General features: G+C 59.4%; 6 protein-coding genes and 1 pseudogene. 6 read left to right on the plus strand and 1 reads right to left on the minus strand.

All coding sequences use genetic code 11. The annotated features are described in order from the left end of the window. The first annotated feature begins 15 nt into the window (after nt 1-15). The 4 genes from yqfB to VF684_RS18040 all read left to right on the plus strand — a co-directional run bounded on the left by yqfB (nt 16) and on the right by VF684_RS18040 (nt 4,950). Complete coding sequence (yqfB, locus tag VF684_RS18025) at nt 16-342, plus strand: N(4)-acetylcytidine aminohydrolase (RefSeq protein ID WP_139442058.1); 327 nt, start codon at nt 16-18, stop codon at nt 340-342. An 87-nt stretch (nt 343-429) separates the two neighbouring features. Beyond that, complete coding sequence (locus VF684_RS18030; protein ID WP_139442059.1) at nt 430-1,350, plus strand: alpha/beta hydrolase; 921 nt, start codon at nt 430-432, stop codon at nt 1,348-1,350. Nucleotides 1,351-1,425: 75 nt separating this feature from the next. Beyond that, complete coding sequence (locus VF684_RS18035) at nt 1,426-2,175, plus strand: DUF1266 domain-containing protein (protein WP_076491287.1); 750 nt, start codon at nt 1,426-1,428, stop codon at nt 2,173-2,175. 3 nt (nt 2,176-2,178) lie between these two features. Then, a complete protein-coding gene (locus tag VF684_RS18040; protein WP_139442060.1) occupies nt 2,179-4,950 on the plus strand; it encodes a J domain-containing protein in 2,772 nt (923 codons plus the stop codon). Here VF684_RS18040 and VF684_RS18045 read toward each other — a convergent pair. Then, complete coding sequence (locus tag VF684_RS18045) at nt 4,947-6,620, minus strand: Hsp70 family protein (protein ID WP_107683605.1); 1,674 nt, start codon at nt 6,618-6,620, stop codon at nt 4,947-4,949. The genes VF684_RS18040 and VF684_RS18045 overlap by 4 nt on opposite strands. 189 nt (nt 6,621-6,809) lie before the next feature. On the opposite strand from VF684_RS18045, the gene VF684_RS18050 reads away from it, so the two are divergent. Further along, entirely contained in the window at nt 6,810-7,211 is a 402-nt protein-coding gene (locus tag VF684_RS18050; RefSeq protein ID WP_162516159.1) for a DUF1622 domain-containing protein, read from the plus strand. A gap of 199 nt (nt 7,212-7,410) precedes the next feature. Next, nucleotides 7,411-8,893, plus strand: a pseudogene (locus VF684_RS18055) (alpha-glucosidase); the annotation flags it as partial.

The raw sequence follows: 8,893 nt of genomic DNA on the forward strand, positions 1-8,893 counted from the left end.
CAGTCAGGAGTCACCATGTCTGCTCATTCCTATCCCGAATTCACCTTCTTCAGCCGCTTCGTTGCCGATATTCAGGTGGGCCGCAAGACCATCACCATCCGCGACGAGAGCGAAGCCAACTGGCAGCCCGGCCAACGGCTGGCGCTGTTTACCAACCCAGAGCATCAGCCCTTTGGCACCATAGAGGTGCTCTCCGTCAACGCAGTGGCCTTCGATGAACTGAATGACGAGCACGCCCGTCAGGAGAATATGACCCTACCTGAGCTCAAACAGGTGATCCGCGATATCTACCCCGATCTGCCGCCGCTCTATGTAATTGAATTCCAGCTGATTGAAGCCTGATTTTGTGAGCTGCCTCAGCTAACGCCGGTTGCGCTCTCTGGCTTAAAGCGCAAAATAACTGTTTTTATATACAGTCATTGGTGCGTTATGGAAACACAACTTGAACCGGCCATTGCGGCCATGGTGGCGGAGTTCATCGCTGCAGGCCGCCCCAAGGCGAGTAGCCTGAGCTGGCAGGCACGACGTGAAGGCTATCTTGCTTCGGCCATATTGGGCGGTGAACGGGAGGAGGTTGGCGCTGTCGAAGAGTGGCAACATGGCCATTATTCCATTCGCCTCTATCAGCCGGCGCCCACCTCAAGCGCAAACCGTCCGGCCCTGATCTACTTTCATGGCGGCTGTTTTGTCAGTGGCGAGTTCGACACCCACGACCGCCAGATGCGCATGCTGTGTAATCGCGCCGAGGCACTGGTGTTCGCGGTACATACCCGCCTTGCCCCTGAACACACCTATCCTGCAGCACACGACGACGCACTGGCAGCCACGCTCGCCATCATGGCCAATGTGGAGAAATGGCATGGGGATCCGGCAAGGATTGCCCTTGCGGGCGACAGTGCCGGCGGCCACCTAGCCCTGATCACCACCTTGCGACTCAAGGAGCGAGGCGCCCCCTTGCCTGCCGTCCAACTGCTCATCTATCCGATGCTCGATGCTGCGGGCGACAGTGACAGCTATCGACAGCTAGGGGATGACTACCTCATCACCCGCGACATGCTGTTAAGCGGTTTTCACGCCTATCTGGGGGAGCAGCCCGTCACTCACACCGAAGCCAGCCCTCTCCACCATCCGGACCTGTCAGGATTGCCGCCGACCCATATCGTAACGGCGGAATATGATCCGCTGCGCGATGAGGGGGAAGCCTTCTATCGCAAACTGCTGCAAGTCGGTGTCACGGCTACCTGTCAGCGGCAACTGGGGGTTATACACGGCTTCTTCCAACTGGCCGGAGTCAGCCCCGCGGCGCGTCAGCTCATTGAACAACTCTCCGACTGGTTGCGTAACCAGTAACAGAGGATCAATTGCATCCATTTTCGCACGCCTTTATAGTTGCCAGCTGACTCAAACGCACCCTTGGTGAGCCCCATGTTAGATAGTACCAATCTTGCCCCACACGAACGATGGTGGCTGACTTTAACCTCCCCACAGATCGCCTTCCAGACCGAGTGGCGCGAGTATCTCAAACCCACCTCCCTGCGAGATGGCCTGGAGGAGAGGAATGCACTCGCCGACGACTGGGGCATTGAGAATCGCCTCGACTTGCACCGGCAGGTTCGTCAGCTGGCCTTTGGCGACTGCCACGGGCATCTCATGCTCGAGGAATACGGCGCCTTTCACTGCCTGCAACCGAGCCAGTGGCAAACCATGCGAGAGCGCGCAACCTCGCCGCGTCACCGCGCCTCACTCGACTTCGTGGCTCGTACCGCCCCCTATATCGGCCCCCATGGTGTGCAGGCATGGGACTATGGGCGCGCCTCGTACCTCACCCGGGAGGGGCTGCGTTTTGGCTGGGTCAGCGAGGAGGAGTTCGGCTTTATCCACAACCATCTCGCCCACCAGGCTCGTCGGCGTTACCACTCCTGGGAACAGTACACCCAAGCCTGGTATGCCGGCCGCTGCCTATGGAAATTCAGTCATGAAGAGGGGGAGCCGGAGCAAGCCGCCCAGGCTCTGCTACACGGCTGGATTGCCAGGGAGATGAGGACAATGCTGGCCGATGCGCTCAGGGATAAGGAGAACCCGATCCACGGACAGAGCTGGTACGAGGTCCCCCTACCCGACATAGATCAGCCCCAAAGCCTCATTGACCTCTTCAACAGCGATCCGCAGGAATAAAACATGGACATCTGGCAACGTCTCGGTCTTCAAGAGACCAACGATCTGGCCGCTATCAAGCGCGCCTACCATATCAAATTGCGTGACTGCCACCCGGAAGACGATCCCGAAGGCTTCCGCCTGCTGCGTGAGGCTTATGAAGAGGCCAGCCAGCCGCGTCCAACCATGAGTGACGCCTCGAAGCCACAGACCGAGCTGGTTCGTCCGGCCGACGCCGCTGAACTGACCGCCCTGCTTGAACTGCTTTGCGATGCCAGCCGGCGATTTGTAATGACTGAATGGGATAAGTGGCAAACATCACTGCAGTCACTTTCGCTGGTTCAGCAGAGCCGGCTGTCGGACGAAGTGCTGCAACACATCTTTCAATGGCAATGGTTGCCAGCACCGGTGATCGAGCGTCTCTGGCAAGCGCTCGACTGGGCGTCACTGCTTCGCCTTTCCGGGGACATGCAAAAGAAGGGGGAATTTCTCGACTGGTGGCGTCAGACGCCGCTGGCAGCCCCTCTGAAGTGGCTTGCCACCCTTGATCATGCCCGTCAGCGCGCAGTGTTGGCCTTCTATCAGCCACTGCTGCTATCGCTCGAGGCAGGTGATCGCAATAGCGTGTTAGGGCTCATCTATCACTCAGCCCTCCCCATCGTCGGTGACCACCCGGACCTGCTTCGGCTGCAGTTGCGCGCGCTCCATGCCGCCGGTACTCACGGTGATCCCACCCACCGTCTTGCGCTCACACTTGCTCTGCTGGAGCAGGATCACCTCAGTGAAGATGACTGGCACCTGCTCTCCGACGCCAGCCTGCGCTGCGGCAAGGAACAGCTGGTGATGCAGGTCGCCGAGGCACTGGAAGAGCAGGAATACGAGGCGCTGCTCGCCAATCACCTTATCCAGTGGCATCTAGACAGCGATCAGGAGCTGTCCCGCTGGCTACAGGCATTCGCCACAGCCCAGAAGTGGCCAACCTCACGCAGCGCCTATTGGGAACCCCAGTGGCTGATGCTGCCCTGGCAGCAGCCGGACCCGGTGGAAGAGTGGCTGCACGACCAGATGCTGGGGTTTGACAATATGCCGCTCACCGCCCTGGCGCTGGACGCGCTACCCGGCACACGTGGTGCCCTGGCACGCCTCTGGTGGCACAGCGAATATGGCACCTGGCAGGCACTGGAAGCAGCACTGACACAACCCGAGCTGGCCGAGGCCGAGGGCGGCTGGCGGTACCTCGCACACCTGCTGCAACGCCACGCTCGCCGCAAACTGGCCGAGCGGCCAGCACTGCCCCTGCTTGACGCACTGCTTGCCCGCTATGGCAGCGATGACTGGCTGAGTATCGCGCCCCCCAGTGCCGAGCAGATTGCCTGCGCCACGCCGGAGCAGTGGCTCGATTGCCTGCGCCGCTATCCGCTGCTGCCTGACTCCTGGTTCAAAGCAATCGCCCAGCGCGCAAGCAATGAAGGATGGGATGAGCGGATGATGCTGGGGATGCATCTGGGCGCTCGTCTCTCTCATCAACGCTTCTATAGCGATACGGCGCTCGCTGATGCCTGGCATGGCGAGAGCTGGCCAGGCTGTTTTCGCTGGGCGCAGTTCTACTATGCCAGACCCTGGACGCCGAAACAGCATCTCGACGCCATTCGCCAGTCGGTGGGCTCACTGCCAACCAGTCAGGAGGACACACCGCTCTCCACCCTCCTGCGTCTCTGTGCCCAACCCACCCTATACCAAGCTGCCATCATGGACGCCTGCGCCCGCTGGCCGCAGCAGTACGTGTTGTCGCTGGAACTGCGCAACCAGGCAGAACTTCTTAAACACTCTGATGTCAGCGACGAGGTGCTTTTCGAACGAGCCCGCTTGAACGAACTACCCGCACTGGCAGCCCTGATCGATCGACGACTGGATAACGAACCGGATCTGGCCTGCACCATTGTGCTGTGGAACCTGCTGCTCAGCCACAAGGCAAGCAATGAGTCCTATGGCTATATTTTGACGCCACTGCGCGAACGGCTCGAAAAACTGCGCCAGGCACAGGGATTAGCATTGGAAGTCTACCCCTATGCCGAAGAGTCACTAATTTACGCTTACCTGCAACAGGACCCTGACAATATCACCACGCTGGAAGAACTTGAGAAATACCGCCCGAACGAAGCGGCAGCCAGGTTTGTCTATCCCGTTTGTTATGCCCTGGCCATGCTGGCTCATGATTTTGGCAAAAATGGCTTTCAGGCCCGTCAACTAGACCCGCTTTATAAGCAACAGGATGGCCTCACGCCAGCCCAGCAGGAGGTGCGATCTCTGGTACAGAGCTATCTGGAGGACAAGCTCAACGCCCAGCTTGAACATGACAGGGCACACGCTAAAAAGCGTTTCAGGCTACAAAGCGGTTCACAGCTGATGTTCGTCAGCATATTGTCCGCCATCCTGCCCTACTTCGCGTTTCCACTGGAACCATCCCTGCGCGAAGTCCTCGCCTCCGGCTCCCCCAACTGGATGGAATATTATTCCCTCGGTCTGGATATGGCAGCGATGCTGTTCATGAACCTCTATCTGATGTGGCATATCTGCCGGGCCCAGACACGTCCGCGCACCAGTCGGAACTATCTGGTCTGGAGTCTGATCTGGCTAGCCATCGCGTTCTACATCAATAACGCCTGGCTGGCGATCCCCCTGTGGCTCGGCCACCTAGTCATGAGCAGTCAGCTAAGGCCGGGCGCACTGCGCCGTGGCTGGCCCAGGGAGTTCTACAAACAGGGCCGGATGTCGCTGAGCGACATTCTCGACTAGTGCAACTGCTTGAGCAGAGCGTTCATCTCTTCTCGAAATGAGCGGATCAGCTGCGGGTCCTGGCCAGCCAGGACCCGTTCAAATTGCAGCAGCCACTGCTCTATCTGACGCCGCTCGTCACCGATGCTCTCTTCATAGAGTTGCTGTAATTGCTCGCTCAGGGTCAGATTGGGCAACGCATCGCGCGGATGTTGCTTGAGACGGGCCAGACGCTCTCGACTCTCGTGCTTGCCCTCTTCGGTCACGCCAGCCGGACTTCTGTCTATTACCTTCTGGAACTGCTCACCCGAATTCACCAGGGTAACGTCCACCTCCAGCATGCCGTTGATGTCATAACTGAAACGCACATCAACTTCCTGAATGCCCTTGCCGGTCGGCAACGGGATCTCGAGATCGTCCACATGCAGGTTGTCGCGCACCCAGAAGCGCTCCCCCTGATAGATGCTGATGCACACAGCACTCTGCTGTTCATGGCCACTGCGGTAACGCTCCACTCGTGAAGCTGGTACAACTGTATTGCGCTCGAGGATGGGACTAAAGATGCCGTGCTGGTCACCCTGGCTGACGGCGATGCCCAGCGTGAAAGGACAAACATCTGTCATGATGAGTTCTTCAACCGCACTGTCACGCAAACGGCAGGCAGCCTGGATAGCAGCTCCCATGGCGACCACCCGATCCGGATCCAGCTCGTGGCGGCCAAAGCGACCAAGCAGACGCACCGCCATTTGTTGCACCTCGCTCTGGCGGCTCGCTCCACCGACAAAGATCAGCTCATCAACCTCGTCGGGACGCAGGCGCGCATCGGAGAGCGCCTGACTCAAGGGTTTACGTAACCGGGTGAGGGTATCGCGCCAGGTCTCGGTCAGCTCGCTTTCGGAGAAACTGAATTTCCGGTTCCACTCTGCACCAAGCTCGACATCAAGGCCGCTACCACTGCGATGACGTTTAGCCCGCTCGCAGGACAAATAAACTTGCCCGAGTTGGGAGAGCGTCAGTTCACCGCGATCGGTGTTGAGCCTGCCAAGTACCGCATCGACCAAATCTTGGGTAAAGTCCTCGCCACCGAGCCGATTGTCTCCCGCCGAGGCTCGCACCTCCATGATGCCATCCTGATACTCCACCACGGTCACATCGAAGGTCCCTCCGCCCAAATCAAACACCAGAAAACGGCGGCTGTGCTGCTCATGCAGGCTGTAAGCCATGGCGGCTGCCGTCGGCTCGTTGATAAGGCGCACCGCATCAAGCCCGGCCAACTCGGCCGCCAGTCGCACCTGCTTGCGCTGCTGATCGCCAAAGTAGGCTGGCACCGAGATAACCACCTCGCGCACAGGGTGGCAGAGCCACACCTCGGCATCCGACTTCAGGCTCCCCAGTACCAATGCACAGAGCTCGGTCGGTGTGTACTGCTCCTTGCCCAGTCGATAACGCCGCTCACTACCCAGAAAACGCTTGAAGTGAGACGCTGTATTGGCCGGGTCCGTCAGCAGGCGGGTAGCAGCAGCCTGACCCACCAACAGGGTGTTGTCCTCACCAATGCTGACAATCGACGGCGTCAGATCCTCGCCATGGGCATTGGGTATGAGTTGAGCCTGGCCCTCACGCCATACTGCGATCGCGCTGTTGGTTGTCCCCAGATCAATGCCAATGGCTGGGTTCTGCGTCTGCGTCATGAAAATGCCTCTTCACCTTTTAACTACATGAAAGAGCAAGGATTGTGCTGTGCATACAAAAAGTGGTCAAGTGGAGCCCAACGTTAGATCATCAGCTCATTTCACCCACAAGCATTAAGTGGCTTCAATTTGGCCTTTGCCGAGCGATGTGTTAATAGTGTCCTCTTTTGAATCAGTGAGGTGACCCGAGTGTTTGAGATAGCGAGCCTGAAAGAGGGGATGATGCACGGGGTCGAGCTGTTCCAGCTGCTGCTGGAGATCATCTCCATCGCCTGTGTGGTGATAGGGCTTGGCAAGACCCTCTGGCTGGCGGCGCGGGTGCGGGATCACCAACCCGGCTTTCCGCGCATTCGCCTCTGTTTTGGCAGTTGGCTCATCTTGGCGCTGGAGTTCCAGCTCGCCGCCGACATCCTGGCCACCACTGTCGCGCCGAGCAAGGAGGAGCTGATCCGCCTTGCCATCATCGCGGTGATCCGCACCTTCCTGAACTACTTCCTCGGCAAGGAGCTGGAAGCACAAGCGGAACGCCAGCAAGAGAAGGCAGAGCGCCAGCAGGAGCAGAGCAGCGAGCAGGCCAAGGCTGCTCAATAACCAGTATTCCTGCATAGCATCAACGCTAAGTGCCGTGTCATCCCGACCACAGCCGTGGCCCGGGATGGCACCTTTGTGACCCTTCCCGCACTTTTGGCAATCAGCCAACTATGGAACCCTTTTCAAGGTTTCCCCTGCCCTGTTGAGTGCCCGCTCATCTGCGTAAGATGGAAAGCCTCCTCCCCAACCGGCCACGCTAATGAATACGCACTCCCTTCACACGCCCGATATCGACCTCGATAGCTGCGTCATCTACCAGATCTACCCCATGAGTTTTCAGGACAGCGATGGCGACGGCATGGGCGATATCAACGGCATCCGTCAGCGCCTCGACTATCTGGCTACCCTCGGGGTCGATATGCTCTGGCTCACCCCCATCTATCGCTCCCCCAAGCGGGACAACGGCTATGACGTGGCGGACTACCGTGCCATCGACCCCGCCTTCGGCACCCTGACCGAGATGGAGCAGCTGATAGCCGAAGCGGCCGCCCACGGCATCGGCATCATGATGGATATCGTCGCCAACCACACCTCCACCGAGCACGAGTGGTTTATGAAGGCACTGGCCGGGGATCCCCGTTATCAGAGTTATTACGTGTTTCGCGACCAGGCCTTCGTTGACGCCTACCCCATCACCTCGATTTTTGGCGGCTGCGGCTGGCAGTATGTGCCAACGCTTGATCGCTACTACCTGCACAACTTCGATTCCAGTCAGGCCGATCTGGACTGGGACAACCCGGCGGTGCGTGCCGAAATGGCAGAGGTGCTCAACTTCTGGCTGGGCAAAGGGATCAAGGGGTTTCGCTTCGATGTGATCGACATGGTGAGCAAGGAGTGGGACCGACTGGCCATGAGCAACGGCCCGCGCCTGCACGACTATATCCGCGAGCTCAATGCCGCGAGCTTCGGCGGCAAGGGGATCATCACGGTGGGGGAGACCTGGGGGGCCGATCTCGCCCATATGCAACGCTACTCCAGCACGGATGGCAGCGAGTTTAGCATGGTGTTCAACTTCGAGCATCTGGGGCTCGGCAGTGACAAGTGGTCATCCCGCTTTGATCCCCTCGCCTTCAAACGGGCCATGGCCCGCCACCAGCAAGGGCTGCACGGGCGTGGCTGAAACAGCCTGTTTCTCGGCAATCACGACCTGCCCCGCGCCGTCTCCCGCTTTGGCGATGACAGGCCAAAGTGGCGTGAAACCAGCGCCAGGCTATGGGCCATGGTGCTGCACATGATGCAGGGCACCCCCTTCATCTATCAGGGGGAGGAGCTCGCCATGACGAACCGCTACTGGCAGCCGGGCGAGCTGCGCGATGTGGAGGCCATCAACTACCGCGCCAGCCAGTCAGGGCTGGATCCTGCCGAGCTGAGTCGGCGGCTCGATGCCATCGGCCGCGACAACGCCCGTACCCCGATGCAGTGGAACGGCGGCCCCCACGCCGGTTTCAGCACCACCACGCCCTGGATTGCCCTCAATGCCAACCACGTCGAGATAAATGCCGCCGAGCAGCTGGCCCGCCCCGACTCGCCGTTTCACTGCTATCGCCAGCTCATCGCCCTGCGTAAGGCTCACCCGGTCATTCGCCACGGCAATTTCGAGCTGCTGGATGGGGATGATCCCGAGCACATCAGCTATCGCCGCCACTCTTCGCCCCTTATCAGTGCGCCATCTGGCTGCGAGT

This window comes from Aeromonas sp. Lyrl_2 (assembly GCF_051948815.1).
Classification (GTDB): domain Bacteria; phylum Pseudomonadota; class Gammaproteobacteria; order Enterobacterales; family Aeromonadaceae; genus Aeromonas; species Aeromonas veronii.